Genomic DNA, 26,597 nt, shown 5'->3' on the forward strand with positions numbered 1-26,597 from the left:
GGCTTGCGGCGACAATACGCCGGTTGCCCTGCGATCTGAAATCGGAATGCCCGCTGCCCGCGATACATGAAGCCTATCGAGCACGCCCCCATGCCGGCGCTTCCCGCCGACCCACGCCACGCCCGGCGCGCCATCGAGGCCGCGCTGGCGCGCGATCGTGGCCGCCTGTTGGGCTTGCTGGCGAAGTGGCAGGCCCAGCCCGGTGCGGAGGCGCCGCGCGCGGCATTCCTTGCGTGCCTGCAAGCATCGCTGGCCGCGCGTGAACGCCGCGTCGCCGCGCTGCCGGCGCCGGGCGCGGTGGACCCGGCGCTGCCAATCGCCGCGCATGCCGAGGAACTCATCGATCTGATCCGCCGCCACCCGGTGGTGGTGGTGGCCGGCGAGACCGGCAGCGGCAAGACCACCCAGTTGCCGCGGCTGTGCCTGCAGGCCGGGCGCGGCGCCGCCGGGATGATCGGCTGCACCCAGCCGCGGCGGCTGGCCGCGCGCTCGGTGGCGCGGCGCGTGGCCGAGGAACTGCAGGTGCCGTTGGGCGGCGCGGTCGGCTACCAGGTGCGCTTCAACGAGGCGGTCGGCGAGCAGACCGCGGTGAAGTTCATGACCGACGGCATCCTGCTGGCGGAAATCCAGAGCGACCGCTGGCTGTCGAGGTACGACACCCTGATCATCGACGAGGCGCACGAGCGCAGCCTCAACATCGACTTCCTGCTCGGCTACCTCAAGCAGCTGCTGCCGCGCCGGCCCGACCTCAAGCTGGTGGTGACCTCGGCGACCATCGACACCGCGCGTTTCGCGGCCCACTTCGGCGGCGCGCCGGTGGTGAGCGTGGAGGGCCGTGGCTATCCGGTGGAGGTGCGCTACCGACCGCTCGAGGGGAGTAGCGCGGAGGACGGCGAAGACGCCGGGCAGCGCACGCTGGTGGACGGCATCGTCGCCGCCTGCGACGAGATCATGCGCGAGAAGGGCATCGGCGACACCCTCGTCTTCCTGCCCGGCGAGCGCGAGATCCGCGATGTCCACCAGGCACTGGAGCGCCGCAAGTACCGCCACACCGAAGTGCTGCCGCTGTACGCGCGGCTGTCGGCGAAGGACCAGGACCGCGTGTTCCATCCCGGGCCGCAGCGCCGCATCGTGCTGGCCACCAACGTGGCCGAAACCTCGCTCACGGTGCCGCGCATCCACTACGTCGTCGATCCCGGCCTGGCCCGGGTCAAGCGCTACAGCCCGCGCCAGAAGCTGGACCGATTGCACATCGAGCCGGTCTCGCAGGCCAGCGCCAACCAGCGCGCCGGCCGCTGCGGCCGGATCGCGCCGGGCACCTGCTTTCGCCTGTATTCGGAAGCCGACTTCGCCGCGCGTCCTGCGTTCACCGACCCGGAGATCCGCCGCGCGGCGCTGGCCGGGGTGATCCTGCGGATGCTGGCGCTGGGCCTGGGCGAGATCGAAAAGTTCCCGTTCCTGGAACCGCCGGACGCGCGCGCGATCGCCGATGGCTGGCAGCAGCTCAATGAGCTGGGCGCGGTGGATGCCCACCGCAAGCTCACCGCCATCGGCAAGGCGATGGCGAAGCTGCCGGTGGACGTGAAGCTGGCGCGCATGCTGGTGGCCGCGCACGCGCACGGCGTACCGCGCGAGATGCTGGTGATCGCCAGTTTCCTCGGCATCCAGGACCCGCGCGAGCGCCCGGCCGATGCGCGCGCCGCCGCCGATGTCGCGCACGCGCAGTTCGCCGACGCGAAATCCGAATTCATCGGCATCCTCAAGCTGTGGCACGCCTACCGCAACGCACACGAGGAAATGACGCAGTCGCAGCTGCGCAAATGGGCCGACAGGCACTTCCTCGGCTTCCTGCGCCTGCGCGAATGGTGGGAGCTGCACCGCCAGCTGAAGCTGCAGTGCGAGGAGCTGTGGCCGGAAAGGGAGGCAGGTTCGGTTTCCGCAAACAGCGAACCTGACGCCCTTTCCGCAGCCTCCTACGCCGCGCTGCATCGCGCCCTGATCGCCGGGTTGCCGACCCAGCTGGGCCATCGCACCGACAAGGGCCAGTACGAGGGGCCGCGCGGGCGCAAGTTCCAGCTGTTCCCCGGTTCGAAACTCGCCAGCAAGCCGCCGCCGTGGCTGCTCACCGCGACCTTGCTCGACACCGAGAAGGTGTGGGCGATCACCAATGCCGCGATCGAGCCGGACTGGGCGATCGCCGAGCTGCCGCACCTGCTGGCACGCCGCCACCACGACCCGCATTGGTCGCGCGCGCAGGGGCGGGTGGTCGGCAGCGAGCAGATCAGCCTGTTCGGGCTGGTGCTGGCGCCGAAGAAACCGGTGCACTACGGCGCGCTGTTCCCCGAGGAGAGCCGCGGTATCTTCGTGCGCGAGGCGCTGCTGACCGGCGAGATCAACACCCGCAGCGCCTTCCTCGCGCGCAACCTGCGCACGCTGGAGCTGGCCCGGCAGGAGGAGGCCAAACAGCGCCGCGTCGGCCTGGTGGTGGACGAGGACTGGCAGGCGCGCTGGTACCTGGACCGGCTGCCGCCGCACGTGCACAACGCGCAGGCGCTGGATGCCTGGTACGCGAAGCTGGCGAAGGACGAGAAAGCCGCGCTGGAATGGTCGCGCGAGGACCTGCTGGTGGCGGACCAAAGTGATGCCGTACGCTTCCCGGCGTATCTGACCCTGGGCGAGGCGCGGCTGGCGGTGCAGTACCGCTTCGCGCCGGGCGAGCCGGATGACGGCATGACCGTGGCGGTGCCGCTGCACCTGCTCAATGCGCTGGATCCGGCGCGGCTGTCGTGGCTGGCGCCGGGGTTCGTGGAGGACAAGGCGACGGCGCTGATCAAGTCGCTGCCGAAGGCGCTGCGGCGCAATTTCGTGCCGGCGCCGGACTTCGCGCATGCGTTCGCGGAGGCCTTCCCGCAGCCGGACGCCGACAGCCTGGAAGGCGCGCTGGCGCGCTTCCTGAAGAAGCTCACCGGTGTCGAGGTCGCCGCCGCCGATTTCGACCTGGCCGCACTGGAGCCGCACCTGCGCGCCAACCTGCGCCTGCTGGACGGCAAGGCGGTGCTGGCCGAATCGCGCGACCTCGACGAGCTGCGCGCCCGTTTCGGCGAACGCGCCACGCGGGCGTTCGCGCGCCACGCCGCGCAGGGCATGGCGCAGGCCGGGTTGACCGCGTTCCCAGACGCGCCAATCCCGGTGTCGGTTCCGGGTGCCGGCGGGGTGCCGGCGTATCCGGCCCTGCAGGACGAGGGCGACAGCGTGTCGCTGGCCCTGCACGCCCAGCGCGAGGTGGCCGAACGCCTGCATCCGCAGGGCGTGCGCCGGCTCTTGGCCCTCGCGCTGGCCGACAAGCTCAAGCAGGCGCGCAAGCAGCTGCCGGTGCAGCCGAAGCTCTCGCTGCTGTATGCGGCCATCGAATCTGCCGCGCCGCGTGCGGACGGGCTGAAGGATGCCGACCGCCTGCGCGCGGACCTGGTCGAGGGCGCGTTCGCCGCGCTCACGGCCGAGGGGTTGCTGGAGATCCGCGACGCCGAGGCGTTCGGGCAGCGCCGCGATGCCATTGGCCGCGCGCTGTTCGGCGAGGCGATGCAGCGGCTGCGCCAGGCCGAGACCATCCTCGGCCTGGTCGCGGAGGTGCGCGCCAGGCTGGAATCGAAGCTGGTCGGCTGGGCGCGCGCCAATCTCGACGACATGCGCGCGCAGCTGGAGGCGCTGGCCGCGCCGGGCTTTCTGCGCGACACCCCGGCCGACGTGTTGGCGGAATACCCGCGCTATCTGAAGGCGCTGGCGCTGCGCGCCGAGCGCGCCCAGCGCGACCCCGGCAAGGACCAGGCGCGGATGCTGGAGCTGGCGCCGTTCCAGCAGGCGCTGGCGGCAGCCGATCCGGACGACCCGCAGGCGCGCGCGCTGCGCTGGGAGCTGGAGGAACTGCGCGTGCAGCTGTTCGCGCAGGAGCTCGGCGCCAAGGGCGGGGTCTCCGCGAAGCGCCTGGCCGCGCGCATCCAGCAGCTGCGCCTGCGGGGGTGAGGCGCACCGCGGCCCGTCCTCAATCGTCCACCCGCTCGCCCAGCAGCTCGCGCTGGCGGCGTTCCAGTTCCTCGGCGTAGCGCTTGCGCACGAAGCGTTCCGACAGCACCCCGAGCACGTGGCCGTCGCCGTCCACCACCGCCAGTTCGTCGCTCTGGGTGGTGTCGAAATGGCGCATCGCCGCCAGCGCGTCGGCATGCGCCGGCAGCGCCACGTCGCGGTTCTGGGCGTAATCCTGCACCGGCGCCTCGGGCTTGACCCGGTCGGCATACAGGTCGGCCAATACGACGATGCCGGCGTAGTGCTGGTGTTCGTCCACCAGCACCACCCGCGGTACCGAGCCCAGCGGCAGCTGCTGCCGCGCCTGCGCCACCGTCAGCGTGGCCGGCAGGATCTCGGGCGCGCGCTGCATCATGCTGCCGGCGGTGAGCGTGTGCACCCAGCCGATGTCGCGCGCGCTCTTGATGTCGGCGCCGCGCAGGTGGAAGCGCCAGGTCGAGAACGAATAGCCGAAGATGCGCCGGGTCACCGCGCTGGAGACCAGCACCGCGGCGATCGCGGCGCTGGTGAGGGCGAAATCGTGGGTGCTTTCCAGCACCAGCATCGCCATCGTCATCGGCGCGCCGACGATCGCCGCCGACAGCGCGGCCATGCCGATCAGCGCCGCGCCGATCTCGTTCAGCGGCGGCTGCCCCAGCGCCAGTGCGGCCAGCTTGGCGAACACCGCGCCCAGCAGGGTGCCGGTGAACAGCGAGGCGAAGAACAGGCCGCCGCGGAAGCCGAAGCCAAGCGAGATCGCCGAGGCCAGGCACTTCAGCACCAGCAGGATCGCCAGCCATTGCAGCGGCTGCTGCACGGTCAGGTCCAGGTGCTGCGCGCCGTGCCCGGCCGACATCACTTGCGGCGTCACCATGGCCAGCGGAATGAGCAGCAGGCCGCCGATGGCCGGGCGCAGCCAGGACGGTAGGCCGCTGTGCTTCACCCCGGATTCGATCAGGCCGACCAGGCGCATCACCGCCACCCCGACCAGGGCACTGGCCACTCCGATCAGCGCGTACAGGGCGTAATCCTCGAACTCCAGCCCGATCCCGGCCGGCGCCGGCAGCATGGGGAGCTGCTCGCCCAGCGCCGCACGCACCGCCACCGCCCCCAGCACCGCCACCGCCACCGGCGCCAGCGCGGCTGGACTGTAGGCGCCGATCACCACCTCGAAGCCGTAGAACGCACCCGCCAGCGGGGCGTCGAACGCGGCCGCGATCGCCGCCGCCGCGCCGGTGCCGACCAGGGTGCGGATGTCGGCGCGGCGCAGCCGCAGCACGCGGCCAAGCTGCGAGCCGGCACCCGCGCCCATCTGCGCGTACGCCGCTTCCAGCCCCACCGAGGCGCCGCTGCCGTTCGACAGCAGGGTCTGCGCGGACACGATCAGGTTGTCGCGCATCGACATGCGCCCGCCGTGCAGCGCGTTCGCCTCCACCGCGTCCACCAGCTGCCGGCGGCGCCGGTGCGCATACAGGCCGATCAGCCCGACCAGCAGTCCGCACAGTGGCAGTGCCAGCAGCAGCGGCGGAGCCACGTGCGGCAATGCGCTCAGGTGGACGGTTTCGTCCGGCAGGCGGTACCACCAGGCCTGCAGCGCGTGGGCCAGGTGTTCCTGCAACAGGGTCAGCCCGCCGGCCAGCAGGCCCACCAGCAGTGCCAGCAGCAGGAATGCGCCGTCGCGGGTACGGAACACCTCGCGCACGAGCGATGCCAGCGAGCGCACGTGCTGGCGCGCGGACAGCCGGTCGGTGTGGGGCGGCATGGAAGCGGTGAGGGCACCGGAGTGGTTGGAACCCGGACAGTCTAGGCCACCCGGCATGACGATGCCGGGCGCACATTGGCCGCTGCCGGGGCCTGCGGCTACTGTAGGCGCATGTCGAATGCCGCCCTTGCCCCTGCCGGTTTTTCCGATGCGCTGGCGCGGTTGCCCGCGGACGCGCTGCCCGCGCCGCTGGCGCAGCTGTGGCTGGCACGCGCGCAGGCGGGGGCGCCGATGCGCGACCGCCCCGAGGTGCTGGCCGATACCCTCGCGATCCTGGCCACCCTCAATGCCGACCCCGAGGTGCTGGCCGCCGCGCTGCTGGACGCAATGGTGGACGTGGAGGCGTTGGCAGCGGAGGCCGCGATCGCCCTGCCCGAGCGCCTGCGCGCGCTGCTGGAAGGCCAGCGCGCCGCCAGCCGGGTGTGGGCGCTGCACCGCGACCACGGCGGCGGCCGCAATCCCGAGGGCATGCGCCGGCTGCTGTTGGCGCTGGTGCGCGACCTGCGGGTGATCCCGATCGTGCTGGCGCGCCAGCTCTCGCGCATGCGCGCGGCGTGGCGGCTGCCGGCCGCGGAGCAGCAGGCGCTGGCGGCATTGACGCGCGACATCCACGCCCCGCTCGCCAACCGGCTGGGCATCTGGCAGCTGAAGTGGGAGCTGGAGGACCTCGCGTTCCGCATCCTGCAACCGGCCGACTACCTGCGCATCGCGCAGTCGCTGGACGACAGCCGCGCCGGGCGCGAGCGCTATATCGCCGCGGTGCTGGAACAGCTGCGGCAGGCACTGGCCGCGCAGGGCGTGCAGGCCGACGTGGCCGGGCGCCCGAAGCACATCTACAGCATCTGGAAGAAGATGCAGCGCAAGGGGCTGCCGATCGAGGAACTGTACGACCTGCGCGCGGTGCGGGTGCTGGTGGAGGACATCCCCGCCTGCTACGCGGTGCTGGGGCTGGTGCATGCGCTGTGGGTGCCGATCCCCAGCGAGTTCGACGACTACATCGCGCGGCCCAAGCCGAACGGCTACCGCTCGCTGCACACCGCGGTGATCGGCCCCGAGGGCAAGACCCTGGAGGTGCAGATCCGCACCCGCGAGATGCACGCGCAGTCGGAGCTCGGCGTGGCCGCGCACTGGCGCTACAAGGAAGGCGGCAGCGCCGGCGGGGCGGCGATGGACAAGCGCATCGCGTGGATGCGCAAGCTGCTGGAGCAGGCCGCCGAGGCCGCCGGCGAGGGCGATCCCAGCCCGCTGCAAGGCATCGACAGCGAGCTGGTCGAGGACCGGGTGTACGCGCTGACCCCGAAGGGCGAGGTGGTGGACCTGCCGCAGGGCGCCACCGTGCTCGACTTCGCCTACGCCATCCACAGCATGGTCGGGCACCGCTGCCGCGGCGCCAAGGTGGACGGGCGGATCGTGCCGCTGACCTATGTCCTGCGCACCGGCGAGCGGGTGGAGATCCTCACCGGCAAAGTGGCCGAGCCGCGGCGCGACTGGCTGCAGCCGAGCGCCGGCTTCCTCGCCAGCAGCCGGTCGCGCGAGAAGGTGCGGGCGTGGTTCAACAAGCTCGACCGCGCCCACAACCTGCGCGAAGGCCGCGAGCTGCTGGACCGCGACCTGCGCCGGATGGGCCTGCTGCACGCCGACCTCGCGCCGGTGCTGGCCAGATTCAACCTGCACAGCGAGGACGACCTGCTGGTGGCGGTGGCGCTGGGCGATGTCGGTCCCGGCCAGGTCGGACGCGCCCTGCTGGAACTGGAGAAAGCCGCGCAGGAACCGCCCGCGCCGCCCGCGCCGCCGCCGCGCCCGGCAGCGCCCGCCGCCCCCGGCACCGGCGCGGTGACGGTGCAGGGCGTGGACAACCTGCTGGTGCAGGTGGCGCGCTGCTGCCAGCCGCTGCCGGGCGAGGCCATCGTCGGCTATCTCACCCGCGCACGCGGCGTCAGCGTGCATCGCCCCGATTGCGCGGCCTTCCTGCGCCTGGCCGGCAAGGAGCCGGCGCGGGTGCTGCCGGTGGAATGGGGGCGCGCGCAGGCGGCGCAGGAGGTGGCGCTGCGGATCGAGGCGGTGGACCGCAAGTGGCTGCTGAAGGACATCACCACCCTGCTGGCGCAGCTGGGCGTGAACGTGCTCGGCCTGCACACCGAACCACTGCGCGCCGGCACGGCGCGCGTGCGCATCCGCCTGCAGGCGCGGATCGCCGACTTCGAGCAGCTGGGGCTGCTGCTGGCGCGGCTGGAATCGCTGCCGGGCGTGGAGTCCGCGCGGCGCGCATGAGGCCCGCCCTGCGCACGCGCTGGCAGATGCTGCCGCGGACCGCGCGGACGCTGGTGCTGGCCGCCGTCGGCGCGCTGCTGCTGTTCGCGGCATTGGTCATGCTGCGCGATCCGCTCGGCCGCTGGCTGTGGCCGGACCCGCGCTATGACGCCCTGCGCCAGCGCGCCGAGCAGGCCTTGCGCGCGGGTCGCCTGAGCGCGGTGGACGGTAGCGGCGCGCGCGAGTTGTTCGAGGCCGCGCTGGCGCTGCAGCCCGACCAGATGGAGGCCCGCGACGGCCTGGATCGGGTGGCGCAGGCGGCGCTGGCGCGTGCGGACGCGCGCTTGCAGGCGGGCGATTTGCCGGGTGCGCAGGCGGCCCTGCAGCTGGCGCGCGAACTGCAGGCACCGAAGCCGAGGGTGGACGCGCTGCAGGCGAAGCTGGACGCCCGCCAGACGCGGGATGACCTCGACGCGCTGTATGCGCGCGCGCGGCAGGCGCAGATGCAGGGGCGGCTGGACGATGACGCGCAGGCCGCATTGCCCCTGTACCAGCAGATGCTGCAGCGTGCGCCGCGCAGCCAGCGTGCGCTCGAAGGCCGCGAGGATGCGCTGCAGGACCTGCTGCGCCCGGCGCCCGAGGCGCTGGCGCGCGGCGACCTGGCCCAGGCCGCCGACCTGATCCGGCGCGCGGAGCGTTTCGATCCCGGCTTCCCCGCGCTGCCCGCCTTGCATGCCGGGCTGGCGCGCGCGGTGGAACAGCGCCTGCGCCAGGCGCGCGCGCGCCTGGCCCGGCACCAGCCGGAAGCCGCGGCGCGGCTCTGCGACGGGTTGCGCCCGGTGCTGCCGGCGCCGCTACCGGAGCCGTGCGGCCAGGCTCTCGGCGATGCCCTGCTGCACGCGGCGAAGAGCGATGCCGGCGCCGGGCGTACCGCGCAGGCGCGCCACCTGCTGGAGCTGGCGGCGGCCGCCGGCGTGCCCGAGGATCGCCTGCAGGCCTTGCGCCAGCGCCTGCATCCGGGCCCGATCGTAGCGCCGGCCTCCAGCGCGCCGCTGACCGCGCATGCGCGCGCGCACCTGCATCGCCTGTTGCAGCAGGCAGAGCGCGCCCAGGCGCGCGGGCACTGGCTCACGCCGCCGGGCGAGAGCGCCTGGGACCGCCTGCGCGCCGCGCGCGCGCTGGCCCCGCAGGACCCGGACGTGCTGGCCGCCGCGGACGCGATGCGCGATGCGGCGCGCAACTGCCAGTCCGCCGGCCTGCGCGACAACAACCTGGCGCGCGCGCGTGCCTGTCTGGATGTCTGGCGTCTGCTGGCCCCGAACGACCCCGGCCTGCTGCCGGCACAGCGCCGGTTGGCCGAGCGCTGGCTGGCGGTGGGCGACGAACGCCTGCGCGGCGGCGACGTGGCCGGCGCGCGTGAAGCGTTGCAACGCGCGCGCGAAGTGGATGCCAGCGTGCCCGGCATCGCCGCACTGGCCCAGCGCCTGCAGCGGGTGCAGCAGGACCTGCACTGAGCGCTGCCAGACCGGGCGTGCGTGTCCCGTTCCTCCTCCGCCAGGTGCAGGACGGACGGGGGGAAACTTTGCCGCGTATGGCCCACCTGTAGCGTGCTCGCCGCTGTGGCGGGCGCGCTTCCCGGTTCCCGTTCGTGGTGAGCCTGTCGAGCCACGGACGGGCGAGTGAGCCCCGTTCCTCCTTCGGCAGACTCAAGACGGACGGGGGAGGGTTCGTGGCGGGGCGGCATCCCGATTGCCGCTTTTCGGCGCGCACCATTTCGCCGCCGCGGGCGCTCAGTCCAGCAGCAGGCGGCGCACCCGCGGGCGCGCGACCTCGGGCGAGAAGTGGCGGGCGACGTGCGTGCGGCCATTGTCGGCCAGGCGCTGCCACAGCGCGGCATCCGTGTGCAGGCGCAGCACCGCCTGTGCGAACTCCACCGCATCGGCTGCCAGCAACACGTCGTGGCCGTCCTGCAGCTGCATGCCTTCGGCGGCCAGTGGAGTGGCCACCACCGGCAGGCCTTGCGCCATCGCCAGGTTCACCTTGCCCTTCACGCCGGCCCCCACCCGCAGCGGCGCCACCGCCACCCGGCAGCCGTCGAGCCAGGGCTGCAGGTCGGGCACGTGGCCGTGCACCTGCACGCCCGCGACCGAAGCCAGCGCCTGCACCGCCGGCGGCGCCTCGGCACCGATGCAGTGGAAGCGCAGCGTTGGATCGGCGGCGTGCAGCTGCGGCCACACCGCCTGCACGAACCAGCACACCGCATCCACGTTGGGCGGATGCCGGAAGCCGCCGACGAACAGCAGATCGCGTCGCGCCATGAATCCCGGCCCGGGCGGCCCCGCGCGGTGCAGGTTGGAGAGCACCTCCACCTGTGCGCCGGGCAGCGCCGCCTGCAGCAGCGCCTGCTCGTGCGCGCTGACCACCAGGGTGATATCGGCCGCCGCCGCCAGCGCCAGCTCCTGGCGGCGGGTGCGCGCGGCGGCGCGGCGCGCACCCACGTCGCCGGAGAGTTCGGCCTGCCGCTGCTCGCGCAGGAAGTGCAGGTCCACGGTGTCGAACAGCAGCCGCGCCTGCGGGGCGTGCCTGCGCAGCAGCGGCAGGCATTCGGCGGCGACGTAGTGGCGGCTGGCCAGCACGCTCCGGAAGCGCGCGCCATGCACGCGCAGCCAGGCCGGCAGCGGCGGCGCCCACGGTGCGTGCCAGCACTCCACGCCCAGCTGCTGCAGGGCGCGGGTGTAGCCGGCATCGGCCTGCCGGTTGGCCGGCCAGAACACCACGTGCGCGCCTTCCTCGCGCAGCAGGCGCAACAGTTCGAACATCCGCAGCGAGCCGGAGTCGTGGTCCGGGCGCGGGGTGTTGGCGTCGATCACCAGCACCTGCGGCTGCCGCGCATGCAGCAGCGCCGGGGTCGGCAGGGTGCCGGGCGCGGGCTGTTGCGCCAGTGCGCGGGCCCATTTCGCCGCGAACACCCCGCGGTTGCGCGTCTGCGCGGCCTTGATGCCGGCGTTCGGGTCGGTGCCGGCGGTGGCGCCTTCCACGTGCACCACGGTCGCCGCTGGCTGGTACAGAACGCGCCGTCCGGCGGCGCGCACCGCGAAGGCGAGGTCGGTGTCCTCGTAATAGGCCGGCGCATAGCGCGCATCCAGCCCGCCCAGCTGGCGCAGCAGCGCGGTGGGCAGCGCGAGCGCCGCGCCGCTGGCGTAATCGGCCTCGCGCAGATAGGTGAAGCGGCAGTCCTGCGGATCCTCGCCGCGTCCGTAGTTCCACGCCGAGCCGTCCGCGAACACCACCCCGCCGGCTTCCTGCAGGCGCCCGTCCGGATACACCAGCCGCGCGCCGACCAGCCCCGCGTCCGGATGTGCGTCGAAGGTGCCGAGCAGCGCCTCCAGCCAGCCCGGCTGCGGCACGGTGTCGTTGTTCAGCAGCACCAGGAACTCGCCGCGCGCCAGCCGCGCGCCGTCGTTGCAGGCGGCGATGAAGCCGCCGTTTTCGCGCCGTGCGTGCACGCGCAAACCGGTGATCCGGCGCAGCTGTGCCAGGGTGTCGTCCGGCGAGGCATCGTCCACCACGATCACCTCGAACGGCGTCGCCGGCGGATGCGCCACCAGCGCGCGCAGGCAGCGCAGGGTGTGCGCGAAGCCGCCGTGCACCGGAATCACGAGGCTGGCGCGCGGCGTGTCGGAGGTGGCCAGTGCCAGCGGTGCGCACGCCTCCGGCGCGAGTAGGTACAGCGGCAGCGGCTGGCGCAGCGGCGGCTGCCATTGCCGGTGCAGGCGGGCGAGGGTGGCGCGCAGCCCGCGTGTGCGCAGGCTGGCCCAGCCGCGCCGGGCCAGGCCGAGCATGCGCCGCCACTGGAATTGCGCATCCGCGCGCCATCGCATCCGGCTGAACTCCTGCATGACCGGCCACCGCGGCGGAGGCGGCCGGCGCGAGGGGCTGGGTTAGACTCGAAACGGTCCCCATTGTCGCATCCGCGCGCCCGCGCCCAGCCCATGCCCCGCATCCAAGACGAAGACGACGACCTGCACGACGACGCGGCGGGCGACACTGGCGCCTCGCCCTGGCGGCGGCGCCTGCTGGTCGCCGGGCTGCTGGCGGTGGCCCTGCTGCTGGGCTTCCTGGTGCCTTACCTGCTGTACCTCAACCACGAGGTCGGGGTGCGCTTCGGCCAGCTGCGCTGGCAGGTGCCGACCCGGGTGTACGCGCGCCCGCTGGTGCTGCGCCAGGGGCTGGCGCTGGACGCGCAGACCCTGAAGCTGGAATTGGATGCCGCCGCCTACCACGAGGGCGACGGCCAGCGCGCCGGCACCTATGCGCGCGACGGCGGGCGTTGGCGGATTTCCAGCCGTGGCTATGCCGACGTGGACGGGCGGGTGCCGCCCTCGGTGCTGGAGGTGGTGCTCTCGGGCGATGAGGTGGCCTCGATCCGCGACCTGCGCCGCCGCCAGGCCCTGCGCAGCGCGCGCCTGGACCCGGCGCGGATCGCCACCCTGTACGGGCAGAACCAGGAAGAGCGCCGGCTGGTGCGGCTGGAGGAAGTGCCGGAGCTGCTGATCACCGGCCTGCAGGCGGTGGAGGACCGCGACTTCAACCACCACATCGGGATCGACTTCAGCGGCATGCTGCGCGCCGCGTTCGTCAACCTCACCTCCGGGGGTGAGACCCGTCAGGGCGGCAGCACCCTGACCCAGCAGCTGGCACGCAGCGGCCTGCTCGGCATCGGCCGCGAGCAGACCTTCACCCGCAAGTTCAAGGAGATCCTGTTCGCGCTGCTGCTGGAGGCGCGCTACGACAAGCGCACCATCCTCGAGGCCTACCTCAACCAGGTGGACCTGGGCCAGCGCGGCGCGCAGTCGATCCGCGGGGTCGCGGCGGCCTCCGAGTTCTGGTTCGGACGCGATCTCAAAGACCTGTCCACCGAGCAGATCGCGCTGCTGATCGGGATGGTGAAAGGGCCGTCCTGGTACAACCCGCGGCGCAATCCCGAGCGCGCGCTGGAGCGCCGCAACGTCGTGCTGGGGCAGATGCGCGAGACCGGCCTGATCAGCGAGGCCGAATACCGGCGCGCGCTGCAGGCCCCGCTGGGGGTCACCCGCAACGCCGGCAACCTCGCCGCCAACCGGTTCCCGGCGTATGTCGATCTGGTGCGCAAGCAGCTGGCGCGCGACTACCCGGCCGATTCCATCTCCGGCGCCGGGCTGGCGGTGATGACCGGGATGTCGCCGTCCGCGCAGGCCTATGCCGAGGGCGCGGTGGCGCACACCCTGGACGCGCTGCAGACGCGCGGCCGCCCGCCGCTGGAGGCGGGGCTGGTGATGACCGACGTGCACGACGGCGACGTGCTGGCGGTGGTGGGCAGCCGGCAGTACACCGAACCCGGCTTCAACCGCGCGGTGGATGCGCGGCGGCCAGTGGGCTCGCTGCTGAAGCCGTTCGTCTATCTGCTGGCGCTGGCCCAGCCGGCGCAGTGGTCGCTGGCCAGCACCCTCAGCGATGCCCCGGTGACGGTGGGGCTGGGCGGCGGCAGGCGCTGGATCCCGGGCAATTCCGACGGGCGCAGCCACGGCGATGTCACCCTGATGGACGCGCTGGCGCAGAGCTACAACCAGGCCACGGTGCGGCTGGGGATGGCGGTGAGGCTGCCGCGGCTGGCTACCCTTCTGCGCACGCTGGCGGGGATCGAGGCCGCGCCGCAGCCCTCGCTGATCCTCGGCGCGATCGACCAGAGCCCGTACGCGATGGCGCAGCTCTACCAGTTCCTCGCCTCCGGCGGCGAGGTGCAGCCGCTGCATGCGGTGCGCGGCGTGCTGGATGCGCAGGGGCGCGCGCTCAAGCGCTACGACAAGGACGCCCCGCCGGCGCAGAAGGGCGACGCGGTGGCCGCGCGCCTGGTCGGCAATGCCTTGCAGTACGTGGTGACCGCGGGCACCGCGCGCGCGCTGCTGGCGCAAGGCCTGGGCCACCTGGCCCCGGCCGGCAAGACCGGCACCAGCAACGACAGCCGCGACAGCTGGTTCGCCGGCTACACCGGCGACCACCTGCTGGTGGTGTGGGTGGGCAACGACCAGAACCAGCCCACCGGCCTGTACGGCGCCACCGGCGGCATGCGGGTGTGGTCGGAGGTGTTCCGGCGCCTGCCCAGCGCGCCGCTGCGGCTGTCGTCCGACGGCATCGAATGGCGCTGGGTGCTGGACGGGCAGAGCACCGACGCGGATTGCCCGGGCGCGCGCCGGTTCCCGTTCGTGGCGGGATATGCACCGGCCTACCAGCCCTGCCAGTACGCGCCGCCGGTGGAACTCGACGAATTCGGCAATCCGGTCAGTCCGCCCGCCGACGTGCCCGGCGGCAACCTGCTGCAGCGGGCCGGGGATGCCCTCCGGCATTTCTTCGGCGGTGGTGATCCGGCCAAGACCCCGCCACCCGCGCCGGCCCCGGCGCAGCCCACGCCGTGACCGGGCCGTGACCGGAACGGAATCGCGGCTGGCCCGCGCCACGATCGAGGCGCTCGGCGAACAGGCCGCGCTGGCCGGGGCGCTGCCGGGCTTCCGTCCGCGCCCGGCGCAGCAGCGGCTGGCGGCGGCGGTGGCGGAGGCGTTCGAACAGCGCGCGGTGCTGCTGGCCGAGGCTGGCACCGGCACCGGCAAGACCTTCGCCTACCTGGTGCCGGCGCTGCTGTCGGGGCTGAAGACCATCGTCTCCACCGGTACCCGCGCGCTGCAGGACCAGCTCTACCAGCGCGACCTGCCGCGGGTGCGCCAGGCCCTCGGCGTGGGCCTGAAGACCGCGCTGCTGAAAGGGCGTGCCAACTACCTGTGCCGCTACCGGCTGGAGCAGGCCAAAGGCGAGCCGCGGTTCACCACCCGCGAGCAGGTCGGCCAGTTCCAGCGCGTGGTGGCCTGGAGCGGGCGCACCCGCAGCGGCGACATGGCCGAGCTGGAATCGCTGGCCGAGGACTCGCCGCTGCTGCCGCTGGTGACCTCCACCGCCGACAACTGCCTGGGCACCGAATGCCCGTTCTGGAGCGAATGCTTCGTGGTGCAGGCGCGCCAGCGCGCGCAGGCAGCCGACCTGGTGGTGGTCAACCACCATCTGCTGCTGGCCGACCTGGCGCTGAAGCAGGAAGGCTTCGGCGAGATCCTGCCGGGCGCGCAGGCGTTCGTGGTGGACGAGGCGCACCAGCTGCCGGAGCTGGCGGCGCAGTTCTTCGGCGAGGGACTGGGCGCACGCCCGCTGGTGGAGCTGGCGCGCGATGCGATCGCCGAGGCCAAGGGCGTGCCCGGCGCGCTGGCGGCGCTGCAGGCCCCGGCGCAGGCGCTGGAGCAGGCTACCCGCGCGCTGCGGGCGGCGATGGACAGCCTGCCGCAGCGCGGCACCGCCTGGCGCGCACGCGACGGGGTGGACGTGGAGCCGGCGCTGGACACCCTGGAGGACGCGCTGCAGGGCCTGCACGCCGCGCTTGCGCCGCTGCGCGAGGCGGCGCCCGGGCTGGAGGCCTGCCACGCGCGCGCGCAGGAGCAACTGGGGCGGCTGCGCCGCTGGCTGGGGAACGGACGCGCGGGGTCGGAGCCGACGTTCGACGCCGACGCCTCGCCCTCCATGCAGGACTCTCCCGAGGTCCACTGGTACGAACTCACCCCGCGCGGGTTCCGCCTGCAGCGCACGCCGCTGGACGTCTCCGCCCCGCTGCGCGCGCACCGCGAGCAGTCGCATGCGGCCTGGGTGTTCACCTCGGCCACGCTGGCGGTGGCGGGCCGGTTCGACCATCTGGCGCAGCGCTTGGGGGTGGAGGGCGCGCGCGAGCTGATCCAGCCCAGCCCGTTCGACTGGCCGCGGCAGGCGCTGTGCTACCTGCCGCCGAGCCTGCCGGAGCCGGCGATGCGCGACTACGGCCAGGCCGTGCTGGCGGCGGTGCGGCCGGTGCTGGAGGCCTCGGGCGGGCGCGCGTTCCTGCTGTTCGCCTCGCACCGCGCCCTGCGCGAGGCGGCCGCGGCGCTGGCCGATGGCCCATGGCCGCTGTTCGTGCAGGGCAGCGCGCCGCGCCACGTCCTGCTGCAGCAGTTCCGCGAATCCGGCAACGGCGTGCTGCTGGGCACCGCCAGCTTCCGCGAGGGCGTGGACGTGGCCGGCGAGGCGCTGAGCGTGGTGGTGATCGACAAGCTGCCGTTCGCCGCGCCGGACGACCCGGTGTTCGAGGCGCGGCTGGAGGCGATCCGCCGCGCCGGCGGCACCCCATTCCATGACGAGCAGATCCCGCAGGCGGTGATCGCGCTCAAGCAGGGCGCCGGTCGCCTGATCCGCAGCGAAACCGACCGCGGCGTGCTGGTGCTGTGCGACCCGCGCCTGCTGGGCAAATCCTACGGCCGGATCTTCCTCGACTCGCTGCCGCCGCTGCCGCGCACCCGTGCGCTGGCCGACGTGCAGGCGTTCTTCGCGGATAATCCCGGGCGATGAAATTACTGGCCTTCGAAACCGCCACCGAAGCCTGTTCGGTGGCGCTTTACATCGACGGCGAGGTGCGCGAGCGCTTCGCCATCGCCCCGCGCCGGCATGCCGAGCTGGCGCTGCCCTGGGCCGAGGCGCTGCTGGCCGAGGCTGGCCTGCGGCGCCGCCAGCTGGATGCGATCGCGCTCGGGCGCGGCCCGGGCGCGTTCACCGGGGTGCGTCTGGCGGTGGCGATCGCGCAGGGCATCGCGCTCGGCCTCGACCGCCCGCTGCTGCCGGTGTCCACCCTGGCCGCGCTGGCGCTGCAGGCCGCAGGCCCGCGCCGGCTGGCCGCGATCGACGCGCGCATGGGCGAGGTGTATCTGGGCGCGTTCGGGTGGGATGGCCAGGGGCTGCAACCGCTGGCGCCGGAGCAGGTGGCCGCGCCGGAGGCGGTGATCTTGCCCGAAGGCGAAGACTGGCACGGTGCCGGCACCGGCTTTGCGGTCGCAGGCGGCATGCTGGGCGCACGCATGGGCGCGCGCCTGCATGCGGCCGATGACGCCGCCCTGCCGCATGCGGCCGACGTGGCACACCTGGCCGCTGCCGCCTTCGCCCGTGGCGAAGGCCTGCCGCCGGAGCAGGTGGAGCCGGCCTACCTGCGCAACGAGGTCGCCCTCACCCTGGCCCAGCAGCAGGCGCGGCGCGGCTGAGTTCACGCCCCACGCCGTGACTTTTGGCTATTCTCCCCTGCAGGTTCCACGTGCAAGGGGGGGGAGAGTGAAGGTTCGGATCCTGATGCTGGTCGCGGCGCTGGCCGCGGCGTCGGCGTCCGCCGAGGAGGTGCCGTTCAAGGGCAGGACACTGGAAGTCGACACCGGCCAGGAGGCCAAGCCGATCCTGAAGGTGGACGGGTCGCGCTACGTGGTGCCGGGCAGCCGCGAGCAGCTGGTGGCGAAGGCGCAGGCTTGCCTGGCCGCGCAGGAGGGCGTGAGCGTGGAGGCGGTGGACGCCGAGCAGGGACGGCTGCAGGTCACCCTGCTGACCGGGTTCCGCGCCAGTTTCGCCAACCAGACGCTGCGCACAAAGCTGGCGATGGAGGTAGGCGACGGCTACTTCCAGGCCACCGAATCCAGTCTCGAACTGGCCCAGGCCGACGGCAGCGGCTACGTCCCGCTCGGGCAGTCGGCGGGGCTGTGGGAGAAGGCGCTCGACGCGCTGGTGAAGCACGAGGACGCGCTGGTCGACTGCATGTACCGCTGAGGCCGCGGGCGGCCCGGTGCCGTGACGGCGCCGGGGTCAGCGGTCCACCAGCGTGCCGCCCGGCAGGAACTGCCAGGTGCGGGTGACGTGCAGGATGTCCGGGTCCTCGGCGGTTTTCGGCAGCGGCGGGAACGGTTCCGACAGCTTGACGATGCGTTCGGCGGCGGCATCCAGCATCGGGATGTGGCTGGACTGCACGATCCGGATGCTTTCCACGCTGCCGTCGCGGCGCACACCGACGCTGATCACCACCACCCCGCCGATGTGGCGGCGGCGCGCCTCGTCCGGGTAGTTCAGGTTGCCGACCCGCTCCACCCGGTCCACCCAGGCGCGCAGGTACTGGGCCCAGGCGTATTCGCGGGTGCTGGCGGAGACGAACTTGCGCTTCGGGCGCTTGGCGTATTCGGCCGAACGCAGCTGGATCTCGGCCGCCAGCCGCGCCATCTCGATGTCGTGGTCGATCTTCTCGCGCCCGGGCGGGCGGTCGTCGGGGCGCGATTCCGGCTGCGGGCGCGGTTGCGGCAGGGCCTGCTGGCCGCGGGTGGAGGCGGCGATCCGGCTGTCCTGCGGCGGGCTGGGCGCGGGCGACTGCGCATGCAGCGGGCGCGGCGCCAGCCCCTCGGTCGCCTGCGGCACCGGGCCGGCCTGGGGTGCGCCGGGTCGGCTGCTCTTGTCCTGTTCGCCGCCGCCCTGGTTGTTGGCCTGGGCGAGGAAGTCGGCCTGGGCCGGGGTGAGCGGGGTCTGGGTGCGGGTCTGGATCACGTCCAGGGTCGGCACCAGCGGGGCGGCGTCCTCCAGCGCGAAGCCGACCCCGAAGATCACCAGCGCGTGCAGCAGCAGCGACAGCACCACGGTGGCGCGCAGGCGCTCGGCCTCGCCGATGCGCGGGGCCGGCGGCACGGCGGGAGCGCCGGGTGCCGTCATCGCCCCCCGGCCAGCGCTTCGATGCGCTCGAACAGCATCCCGGCGATGTTCAGGCCGAACTGCGCGTCCAGCTCGCGGATGCAGGTCGGGCTGGTGACATTGACTTCGGTGAGGTAGTCGCCGATCACGTCCAGCCCCACGAACAGCATGCCGCGGCGCTGCATTTCCGGGCCGACCTGGGATGCGATCCAGCGGTCGCGCTCGGACAGCGGGCGGCCTTCGCCGCGGCCGCCGGCGGCGAGGTTGCCGCGGAACTCGTCGCCCTGCGGGATGCGTGCCAGGCAGTAGTCCACCGGCGTGCCGTCCACCAGCAGGATGCGCTTGTCGCCCTGCGCGATCTCCGGCAGGTAGCGCTGGGCCATCGCCAGGTGGCGGCCGCCGGCGGTCAGCGTCTCCAGGATCACGTTGAGGTTGGGATCACCGGCGCGGGCGCGGAAGATCGAGCGCCCGCCCATGCCGTCCAGCGGCTTGAGCACCGCCTCGCCGTGCTCGGCCACGAAGGCCTTGAGTGCGCCGGCGTCGCGGCTGACCAGGGTCGGCGGGCAGCACTGCGGGAACAGCAGCGCGGCCAGTTTTTCGTTGAAGTCGCGCAGGCCCTGCGGGTCGTTCACCACCAGCGCGCCCTGGCGCTGGGCCAGGCCCAGGATCTGGGTGTCGTGCAGGTAATCGGCATCCACCGGCGGGTCGGTGCGCATCAGCACCACCTGGCCGGGGCCGAAGTCGAGTTCGGCCCATTCACCCAGCTGGAAATGGTCGCCGTACACATCGCGCACCTGCAGCGGCGCCACGGTGGCGGCGGCGCGACCGGCGCGCACGCCCAGCCCGCCGGGGCGCACGTAGTGCAGGCGATGGCCGCGGCGCTGGGCCTCCAGCAGCATGGCGAAGGTGGAATCCTTGGCGATCTTGATGGCCGCGATCGGGTCCATCACGACCACCACGTCGAGCGGGCCAAAATGCGGCATGGCGGCTTCACAGTCGGGGGAGGGCAGGATGGTAGCAGCCCCCGCCGCGGCCGGCGCCCTCGCTGCGCGAATGCTTGACAGCCTGCCCGCAGGCTTGGATAAAGGCAGCTCGCAACGCGCGCAGACGCGGCGGTTGGCAATCGCGCAAGAGCGCGCAAGGGGCATGCATGGCGCAGCAGGATGGGGCAGGCATCAACCTCCAGGGGCTGAGGGTGATGGTCATCGACGATTCGCGGACGATCCGGCGCACGGCGGAAACGCTGCTGGCGCGCGAGGGCTGCGAGGTCGTGACCGCCACCGACGGTTTCGAGGCGCTGGCCAAGATCGCCGACCACAACCCGCAGATCATCTTCGTGGACATCATGATGCCGCGCCTGGATGGCTATCAGACCTGCGCGCTGATCAAGAACAACCAGACCTTCAAATCTGTGCCGGTGATCATGCTTTCGTCGAAGGATGGTTTGTTCGACAAGGCGCGAGGCCGTATCGTCGGCTCCGAGCAGTACCTGACCAAGCCCTTCACGCGCGAGGAGCTGCTGGGGGCAATCCGCACTTACGTCAATGCCTGACCGGGGGGTAAGGCTTTCATGGCTCGCATTCTGCTGATCGAGGACTCACCGACCGAAGCCGCGGTGATGATCCAGCTGCTGGAACGCAACGGCCACGAGGTGATCGCGTCCGCCAGCGCGGAGGACGGCATTGCCGCGTGCCGGCGCGAGAAGCCCGACCTGGTGCTGATGGACGTGATCCTGCCCGGCATGAACGGGTTCCAGGCCACCCGCACCCTGACCCGTGATGCCGAGACCGGGCACATCCCGATCCTGATCATCAGCACCAAGGGGCTGGATACCGACCGGGTCTGGGGCCTGCGCCAGGGCGCCAAGGACTACATCACCAAGCCGCCGCGCGAAAGCGACCTGGTGGCACGGATCAACGCACTGATCGGGCACTGAAGGCATGGCCAAGCGCGGCAAGCACAAGCACAAGGGGCGTCCGCCGTTCGCCGCGGCACCCGCCGCGCCGCCATCGCCGGCGGCTGTCGATGACGCGTCCGCGGCCGCCGACGTGGACGCGGACGTGGAACTCGACGCGCAGGCCGATGTCCAGGCCGATGTGCAGGCGTCGGGCGCGGAGGCGCTGGAGGCCAGTGGCATGACGGCGACCGAAGCAGGCGAGACCGCGTCGATCGCGCCCGCGCGCGTGCCGGTGCGCCCCGCGCGCCTGTTGCGCTCCCCGTTCCTGGCGCTGGCCGATTACGAGCAGCGCAGCCTGGCGCACGTCGCCGGCCTGCCCGAGCAGCTGGATGCGCCCGGCCTGTGGCGCGGCGTGGCCTATCGCGTCGGCCGCCACCGGCTCACCTCCGGGTTCGACGAGGTGGTCGAGATCCTGCCGCTGCCGGCACTGACCCACGTGCCCGGCGCGCTGCCGTGGCTGCTGGGCATCGCCAACATCCGCGGCAGCCTGCTGCCGGTGGTCGATCTCAAGCAGTTCCTCGAGGGCGAGCGCACCGTGCTGCACGAGCGCCAGCGCGTGCTGGTGGTGCGCCAGCCGGGCGGCGATGTCGCCGTCACCATCGACGAACTGTACGGCCAGCGCAGCTTCGTCGAGGCGCAGGCGATCGACGCCAGCGCGCTGATGGACGGGCGTTACGCCCATTTCGTCGATCGCGCCTACCGCATGAACGACCAGGATTGGGGCGTGTTCAGCCTCGAACGCCTGTCCCGCACCCCCGAATTCCGCCAAGCCGCCGCCTGAACAGCGGACACCAAGCAAGCCGAGGTCGCACGCATGAGCAATTTGATGGATTCCGCCGCCGGCAAGGGCCGCAATCTCAGCACCAACTTCTGGATCTGGCTGCTGGTCGGCTCGCTGTTGGTGTTCGCTGGCAATACCCTGTACGCCACTACCAAGGCCTCGCGCCTCGGTGGCGCCAGCACGGCGGCCTCGCGCCTGCAGCTCAATTCGCAGCGCCTGGCCAACCAGGCCCGCGAGGCGATCGACGGCAATGCGCAGGCGTTCGATGCACTCAAGGCCACCAAGGGCGAGGTGGACGCCGACATCAAGTGGCTGAACGACCGCTTCGGCGATTCGCCCGACGTGGCCGGCCCGATCGGCACAGTGAACGCCACCTGGGCCCCGCTGGCCAAGCGCGCGGACGAGGTGCTGGGATCGCAGCAGGCGGTGCTGGCGCTGGCCGGCCGTGCCGACAGCTTCACCGCCAAGGTGCCGCAGCTGCAGGCGCAGCTGAACGAAGTGGTGCGCGGCCTGGCCTCGGGCGGCGCCAGCTCGGCGCAGGTGTTCACCGCCCTGAACCAGGTGGTGACCTCGGCCACCATGGCCCGCCGGATCGCGGAACTGCGCGCCGGCGGCGACGGCGCCCAGGTGGCGGCCGACGCGCTGGGGCGCGACGCGGCGGTGTTCGATCGCCAGATGAACGTGCTGCTCAACGGCGGCCAGGACATCGCCAAGGTCACCGCGGTCGGCGCGATCGGCCCGCTGGCCCAGGCCAATACCCTGTGGCAGGGCATGAAGAAGGACCTCGATGCGATCGTCGGCGACTCGCGCAGGCTGATCGGTGCGCAGGCCTCGGCCGCGGCGCTGGCCGGCGGCTCGGACAAGCTGCTGGGCGACAGCGAGAGCCTGTTCGCGGCGTTCACCTCGTTCGGTTCGCTGAAGGACACCAGCATCATCGGTGGCGTATGGGTCAGCATCCTGTCCGGCGCGCTGGCGCTGTTCTCGATCGGCGGCCTGCTGTGGGCCCTGAACCGCGCCCAGCGCATCCGCTACCAGACCACCAAGGAACTGAACGACCGCAACCAGGAGGCGATCATGCGCCTGCTGGACGAAATGGGTTCGCTCGCGGAAGGCGACCTCACCGTGAAGGCGACCGTGACCGAGGACATGACCGGCGCGATCGCGGACTCGATCAACTTCGCGGTGGAGCAGCTGCGCACCCTGGTGGCCACCATCAACGACACTTCGGTGCAGGTGGCGGCCAGCGCGCAGGAAACCCAGGCCACCGCCATGCAGCTGGCCGAGGCCGCCGGGCACCAGGCGCAGGAGATCAACTCCGCCACCGACCGCATCAACGAGATCGCGGCCAGCATTAACCAGGTGTCGCGCAACTCCGCCGACTCCGCCGAGGTGGCGCGCCGCTCGGTGCAGATCGCGACCAACGGTGCCGGCGTGGTGCGGCAGACGATCGCCGGCATGGACAGCATCCGCGACCAGATCCAGGAGACTTCCAAGCGCATCAAGCGCCTGGGCGAGAGCTCGCAGGAAATCGGCTCGATCGTGGAACTGATCAACGATATTTCCGAGCAGACCAACATCCTCGCGCTGAACGCGGCCATCCAGGCGGCCTCGGCCGGCGAGGCGGGCCGCGGTTTCGCGGTGGTGGCGGACGAAGTGCAGCGCCTCGCGGAGCGCAGCTCCAGCGCGACCAAGCGCATCGAGTCGCTGGTGCAGACCATTCAGGCCGACACCAACGAAGCGGTGTCGTCGATGGAGCAGACGACCTCGGAAGTGGTCGCCGGTGCGCGCCTGGCCGAGGACGCGGGTACCGCGCTGGGCGAGATCGAAAAGGTGTCGTCCGACCTCTCGAGCCTCATCGAAGGCATCTCGGTGGCGGCGCAGGAGCAGTCCAGCGCGGCGTCCAACATCACCCAGACCATGAACACCATTCAGTCGATCACCGCGCAGACCGCGCGAGGCGCGAGCCAGACCGCCGAGTCGATCGGCAACCTGGCCCAGCTCGCGGCGGACCTGCGCCGTTCGGTCGCCGACTTCAAGCTGCCTGCTTGACGCCGGGCTGAGACGAGGACCCGGATGAACAACACCCTCCAGGCCAGCACCGCATCGCCGGGCTCCACCGGAGCGGCGTCATGACCACGGCGCTGCGGGATGCCATCGACCACACCGCGCTCGGCTGGGTGAAGCCGGAGATCGACGAGGCGCTGCGACAGGCGCGGATCGAACTCGAGGCCTTCGCCGAGGCGCCCGGCGATCCGGCACCGATGCAGACCTGCATCGACCACTTGCACCAGGTGCAGGGCACCCTGCGCATGCTCGAGCTGCAGGCCCCGGCGATGGTGGCGGGCGAGATGGAGCAGCTGGCCGCGGCGCTGCACGCCGGCGGCGTGCCCGCGCGCGACGAGGCGCTGGCCGTGCTCATGCGCGGGGTGGTGCAACTGCCGGATTACCTCGAGCGCCTGCAGGGCGGCCACCGCGACATCCCGATCGTGCTGCTGCCGCTGATCAACGCCTTGCGCGTTGCGCGCGGTGCGTCCGAGCTCGGTCAGGACGCCCTGCCGACACTGCTGGTGGCGCCGACCGAGGCCGAACTCGAGCATGCGCGCGGCAGCCTGGCCGGGCGCAACCGCGCGCTGCTGGACACCGTGGCGGCGGCGATCAAGGAAGACCTGCTGAAGGTGAAGGACGCGCTCGACCTGTTCCTGCGCGCCGGGCACGGCAACGTGCAGGAACTGCAGCCGCAGGTGGAGGCGCTGGACCGGATCGGCGAAACGCTCGGCATGCTCGGCCTGGACAGCGCCCGCGGCGTAGTCCAAGAGCAGCGCCGCATCGTGCACGCCATCACCAGCGGCGCGCGTCCGTTCGACGAAGGCGCGCTGATGGACGTGGCCGGCGCGCTGATCTACATCGACCATTCGCTGGATGACCAGGTGGCCCACCTCGGCGCAGGCGGCCGCGATGCCGAGGCCGGCGATCTGCTGGCGCAGGAATCGCGCAAGGTCATGGGCGCGCTCACCCGCGCCGCCATCAGCAATTTCTCGGAAGTGCGCAACGCGTTCGTCGCCTTTGTCGAGACCGACTGGGACCACGCCACCCTGGAGCAGGTGCCGCGCCTGCTGACCGAAGTCGCCGGCGCCCTGCGCATCCTCGAGCAGCCGGTTCCGGCGGGCTACCTGGACGCGCTACGCCAGTTCACCCAGCGCGAGCTGGTCGAGCGCCGGCAAGTGCCGGGCGGCCAGACGCTGGATACCCTGGCCGATGCGCTGGCCAGCATGGAATATTTCCTCGAGTCGCTGCACGACCCGCTCGGCCAGCGCCTGGACCTGCTCGACAAGACCCGCGCCAGCCTGGAAGCGCTGCGCTACTGGCCGCTGCCGGCTGCGGTCGAAGCCGCGGCACCGGTCGAGTCGGCCGCACCTGCGCCGGCGGCAAGTGCCGAATCCGATGCGGCGATCGCTCCCGATGCCGATGCTTCGGCCGAAACCGATGCGGATGCCGAGATCGCCGCCGGCCTCGCCGCAGAGGCCAGTGCAGCGTCGGAGGCGGCCAAACCCACCGCGGTGGCAGTGGACGTGGTGCCGGCCGGCGCCGCGATGGCGGCCGGGTTCGAATCCGCCGGCGACGAGATCGACGACGAGATCCGCGAGATCTTCCTGGAGGAGTTCCAGGACGAGATTTCCAACCTCGATGCCCTGCTGCCAGCCTGGCGCCTGACGCCCGAGGATGCCGAGGCCCTGCGCCCGATCCGGCGCGTGTTCCACACCCTGAAGGGTAGCGGCCGGCTGGTCGGCGCCAAGGTGCTGGGCGAATTCGCCTGGCACGTGGAGAACATGCTCAACCGCGTGCTGGACGGCTCGCGTCCGGCCAGCCCGGCGGTGGTGGCCTTCGTCGGCCAGGCGCGCGAGCTGCTGCCGGCGCTGCATGCGGCCCTGCGCGACGGGGCCGCGGTCGCGGCCAATATCCCGGCGATGGAGGCCGTGGCCGACCGCCTGGCGGCCGGCGAAGATGTCCTGATCGAGGCGGCCCCGGTGGCCGTGGTCGAAGCCGATGCCGCCGCCGCGCCGGCCGAGGAGCCGGTGCCCGCCGCGGCCGCCGAGCCGGAAACGGCGGTGGTGCTGGTGGACCCGGTGCTGCTGGAGATCCTGGGCGCCGAAGTCGGCGGCCATCTGGAGACCATGCAGGCCTGGCTGGCCGGTGCGCGTGCGGGCGAGGCGCGGGCCGACAGCACCTTGCTGCGCGCGATCCACACCCTCAACGGCGCCTTCGCGATGAGCGAGGTGCCCACGGTGACCGCGTTCACCGCGCCCGCCGAGGGCTACGTCAAGCGCCTGCTGGCCGCGCAGCAGCCGGCCGATGCCGCTGGCCTGGCCGCGCTGGCCGAGGTGGCCGAGGCGGTGCGCGCCTCGACCCTTGCGCTGCAGGTGACCCCGATGCAGGTGCCGGTGTATGCCGCGCTGGCGGCGCGGATGGCGGCTCTGCGCGACACCCTGCCGGAAGCCAGCCTGCCGTTCGTCGATCATGCCCAGCTGGCAGCCGAGGACGCCGCGCGCCAGGCGGCGGAAGAAGCGGCGCGTCAGGAAGCCGAGCGGCTTGCGGCCGAGCAGGCCGCGCGCGAGGAAGCCGAGCGTCAGGCCGCGGAAGAAGCGGCACGTCAGGAAGCCGAGCGGCTCGCGGCCGAGCAGGCCGCGCGCGAGGAAGCCGAGCGTCAGGCCGCGGAAGAAGCGGCACGTCAGGAAGCCGAGCGGCTTGCGGCCGAGCAGGCCGCGCGCGAAGAGGCCGAACGCCAGGCCGCGGAAGAGGCGGCGCGTCAGGAAGCCGAGCGGCTTGCGGCCGAGCAGGCCGCGCGCGAAGAGGCCGCGCGCCAGGCCGCGGAAGAAGCGGCGCGTCAGCAGGCCGAGCGGCTTGCGGCCGAGCAGGCCGCGCGCGAAGAGGCCGAGCGCCAGGCCGCGGAAGAGGCGGCGCGCCAAGAAGCCGAGCGCCAGGCGGCGGAAGAAGCGGCGCGTCAGGAAGCCGAGCGTCAGGCCGCGGAAGAGGCGGCGCGTCAGGAGGCCGAGCGGCTCGCGGCCGAGCAGGCCGCGCGCGAGGAGGCCGAGCGTCAGGCCGCGGAAGAGGCGGCGCGTCAGGAGGCCGAGCGGCTCGCGGCCGAGCAGGCCGCGCGCGAGGAGGCCGAGCGTCAGGCCGCGGAAGAGGCGGCGCGTCAGGAG

General features: G+C 72.6%; 16 protein-coding genes (1 of these 16 only partly in view). 12 read left to right on the forward strand and 4 right to left on the reverse strand.

What is annotated here, in order from left to right; all coding sequences use genetic code 11:
* The first annotated feature begins 66 nt into the window (after positions 1-66).
* Positions 67-4,020 (forward strand): ATP-dependent RNA helicase HrpA, encoded by a 3,954-nt coding sequence (hrpA, locus tag EDC34_RS05425; RefSeq protein WP_425477449.1) that lies wholly within the window; start codon positions 67-69, stop codon positions 4,018-4,020.
* A 19-nt stretch (positions 4,021-4,039) separates the two neighbouring features.
* On the opposite strand, the gene EDC34_RS05430 is transcribed toward hrpA, so the two are convergent.
* Complete coding sequence (locus EDC34_RS05430) at positions 4,040-5,821, reverse strand: chloride channel protein (RefSeq protein WP_114959745.1); 1,782 nt, start codon at positions 5,819-5,821, stop codon at positions 4,040-4,042.
* 111 nt (positions 5,822-5,932) lie between these two features.
* On the opposite strand from EDC34_RS05430, the gene EDC34_RS05435 reads away from it, so the two are divergent.
* Together EDC34_RS05435 and EDC34_RS05440 are read left to right on the forward strand one after the other, a co-directional pair.
* A complete protein-coding gene (locus EDC34_RS05435; RefSeq protein ID WP_114959744.1) occupies positions 5,933-8,092 on the forward strand; it encodes a RelA/SpoT family protein in 2,160 nt (719 codons plus the stop codon).
* Positions 8,089-9,585, forward strand: a complete 1,497-nt coding sequence (locus tag EDC34_RS05440) for a hypothetical protein (RefSeq protein ID WP_114959743.1) — start codon at positions 8,089-8,091, stop codon at positions 9,583-9,585. The genes EDC34_RS05435 and EDC34_RS05440 overlap by 4 nt, the downstream gene beginning before the upstream one ends.
* Before the next feature lie 276 nt (positions 9,586-9,861).
* On the opposite strand, the gene EDC34_RS05445 is transcribed toward EDC34_RS05440, so the two are convergent.
* On the reverse strand, positions 9,862-11,952 hold the full coding sequence (locus EDC34_RS05445; RefSeq protein ID WP_114959866.1) for a glycosyltransferase: 2,091 nt from the start codon (positions 11,950-11,952) through the stop codon (positions 9,862-9,864).
* A gap of 111 nt (positions 11,953-12,063) precedes the next feature.
* Here EDC34_RS05445 and mrcB point away from each other — a divergent pair, with 111 nt between their 5' ends.
* The 4 genes from mrcB to EDC34_RS05465 all read left to right on the forward strand — a co-directional run bounded on the left by mrcB (position 12,064) and on the right by EDC34_RS05465 (position 17,755).
* Entirely contained in the window at positions 12,064-14,523 is a 2,460-nt protein-coding gene (gene mrcB, locus EDC34_RS05450; RefSeq protein WP_114959742.1) for a penicillin-binding protein 1B, read from the forward strand.
* A gap of 7 nt (positions 14,524-14,530) precedes the next feature.
* A complete protein-coding gene (gene yoaA, locus EDC34_RS05455; RefSeq protein WP_240311066.1) occupies positions 14,531-16,522 on the forward strand; it encodes a DNA repair helicase YoaA in 1,992 nt (663 codons plus the stop codon).
* Positions 16,519-17,205, forward strand: coding sequence for a tRNA (adenosine(37)-N6)-threonylcarbamoyltransferase complex dimerization subunit type 1 TsaB (tsaB, locus tag EDC34_RS05460; protein WP_114959740.1), 687 nt, complete (start codon positions 16,519-16,521; stop codon positions 17,203-17,205). The genes yoaA and tsaB overlap by 4 nt, the downstream gene beginning before the upstream one ends.
* 67 nt (positions 17,206-17,272) lie before the next feature.
* Positions 17,273-17,755, forward strand: coding sequence for a hypothetical protein (locus EDC34_RS05465; protein WP_132982858.1), 483 nt, complete (start codon positions 17,273-17,275; stop codon positions 17,753-17,755).
* A gap of 36 nt (positions 17,756-17,791) precedes the next feature.
* Here EDC34_RS05465 and EDC34_RS05470 read toward each other — a convergent pair whose 3' ends face one another.
* Entirely contained in the window at positions 17,792-18,679 is an 888-nt protein-coding gene (locus EDC34_RS05470) for a TonB family protein (RefSeq protein WP_114959738.1), read from the reverse strand.
* Positions 18,676-19,641, reverse strand: a complete 966-nt coding sequence (gene gshB / locus EDC34_RS05475; protein WP_114959737.1) for a glutathione synthase — start codon at positions 19,639-19,641, stop codon at positions 18,676-18,678. The genes EDC34_RS05470 and gshB overlap by 4 nt, the downstream gene beginning before the upstream one ends.
* Before the next feature lie 167 nt (positions 19,642-19,808).
* Here gshB and pilG point away from each other — a divergent pair, with 167 nt between their 5' ends.
* The 5 genes from pilG to EDC34_RS05500 form a co-directional block, all read left to right on the forward strand.
* The gene (gene pilG / locus EDC34_RS05480) at positions 19,809-20,210 is read left to right on the forward strand and encodes a twitching motility response regulator PilG (RefSeq protein ID WP_114959736.1); all 402 of its coding nucleotides are present in this window, start codon (positions 19,809-19,811) and stop codon (positions 20,208-20,210) included.
* 18 nt (positions 20,211-20,228) lie between these two features.
* On the forward strand, positions 20,229-20,594 hold the full coding sequence (locus EDC34_RS05485; RefSeq protein WP_114959735.1) for a response regulator transcription factor: 366 nt from the start codon (positions 20,229-20,231) through the stop codon (positions 20,592-20,594).
* A gap of 271 nt (positions 20,595-20,865) precedes the next feature.
* Complete coding sequence (locus EDC34_RS05490) at positions 20,866-21,396, forward strand: chemotaxis protein CheW (protein WP_114959865.1); 531 nt, start codon at positions 20,866-20,868, stop codon at positions 21,394-21,396.
* Positions 21,397-21,429: 33 nt separating this feature from the next.
* Positions 21,430-23,445, forward strand: a complete 2,016-nt coding sequence (locus tag EDC34_RS05495; RefSeq protein ID WP_114959734.1) for a methyl-accepting chemotaxis protein — start codon at positions 21,430-21,432, stop codon at positions 23,443-23,445.
* A gap of 80 nt (positions 23,446-23,525) precedes the next feature.
* Positions 23,526-26,597, forward strand: the 5' portion of a protein-coding gene (locus EDC34_RS05500) for an Hpt domain-containing protein (RefSeq protein ID WP_132982859.1). 2,865 nt of this gene lie beyond the right edge of the window; the window shows 3,072 of its 5,937 coding nt (coding positions 1-3,072); its start codon is at positions 23,526-23,528; its stop codon lies off the right edge, out of view.

Source organism: Thermomonas haemolytica (assembly GCF_004346265.1).
GTDB lineage: Bacteria > Pseudomonadota > Gammaproteobacteria > Xanthomonadales > Xanthomonadaceae > Thermomonas > Thermomonas haemolytica.

Coding starts and splice junctions, on each gene's coding strand:
- hrpA (WP_425477449.1), top strand. CDS start 67: ATGAAGCCTATCGAGCACGCCCCCATGCCGGCGCTTCCCGCCGACCCA.
- EDC34_RS05430 (WP_114959745.1), bottom strand. CDS start 5,821: ATGCCGCCCCACACCGACCGGCTGTCCGCGCGCCAGCACGTGCGCTCG.
- EDC34_RS05435 (WP_114959744.1), top strand. CDS start 5,933: ATGTCGAATGCCGCCCTTGCCCCTGCCGGTTTTTCCGATGCGCTGGCG.
- EDC34_RS05440 (WP_114959743.1), top strand. CDS start 8,089: ATGAGGCCCGCCCTGCGCACGCGCTGGCAGATGCTGCCGCGGACCGCG.
- EDC34_RS05445 (WP_114959866.1), bottom strand. CDS start 11,952: ATGCGATGGCGCGCGGATGCGCAATTCCAGTGGCGGCGCATGCTCGGC.
- mrcB (WP_114959742.1), top strand. CDS start 12,064: ATGCCCCGCATCCAAGACGAAGACGACGACCTGCACGACGACGCGGCG.
- tsaB (WP_114959740.1), top strand. CDS start 16,519: ATGAAATTACTGGCCTTCGAAACCGCCACCGAAGCCTGTTCGGTGGCG.
- EDC34_RS05470 (WP_114959738.1), bottom strand. CDS start 18,679: ATGACGGCACCCGGCGCTCCCGCCGTGCCGCCGGCCCCGCGCATCGGC.
- gshB (WP_114959737.1), bottom strand. CDS start 19,641: ATGCCGCATTTTGGCCCGCTCGACGTGGTGGTCGTGATGGACCCGATC.
- pilG (WP_114959736.1), top strand. CDS start 19,809: ATGGCGCAGCAGGATGGGGCAGGCATCAACCTCCAGGGGCTGAGGGTG.
- EDC34_RS05485 (WP_114959735.1), top strand. CDS start 20,229: ATGGCTCGCATTCTGCTGATCGAGGACTCACCGACCGAAGCCGCGGTG.
- EDC34_RS05495 (WP_114959734.1), top strand. CDS start 21,430: ATGAGCAATTTGATGGATTCCGCCGCCGGCAAGGGCCGCAATCTCAGC.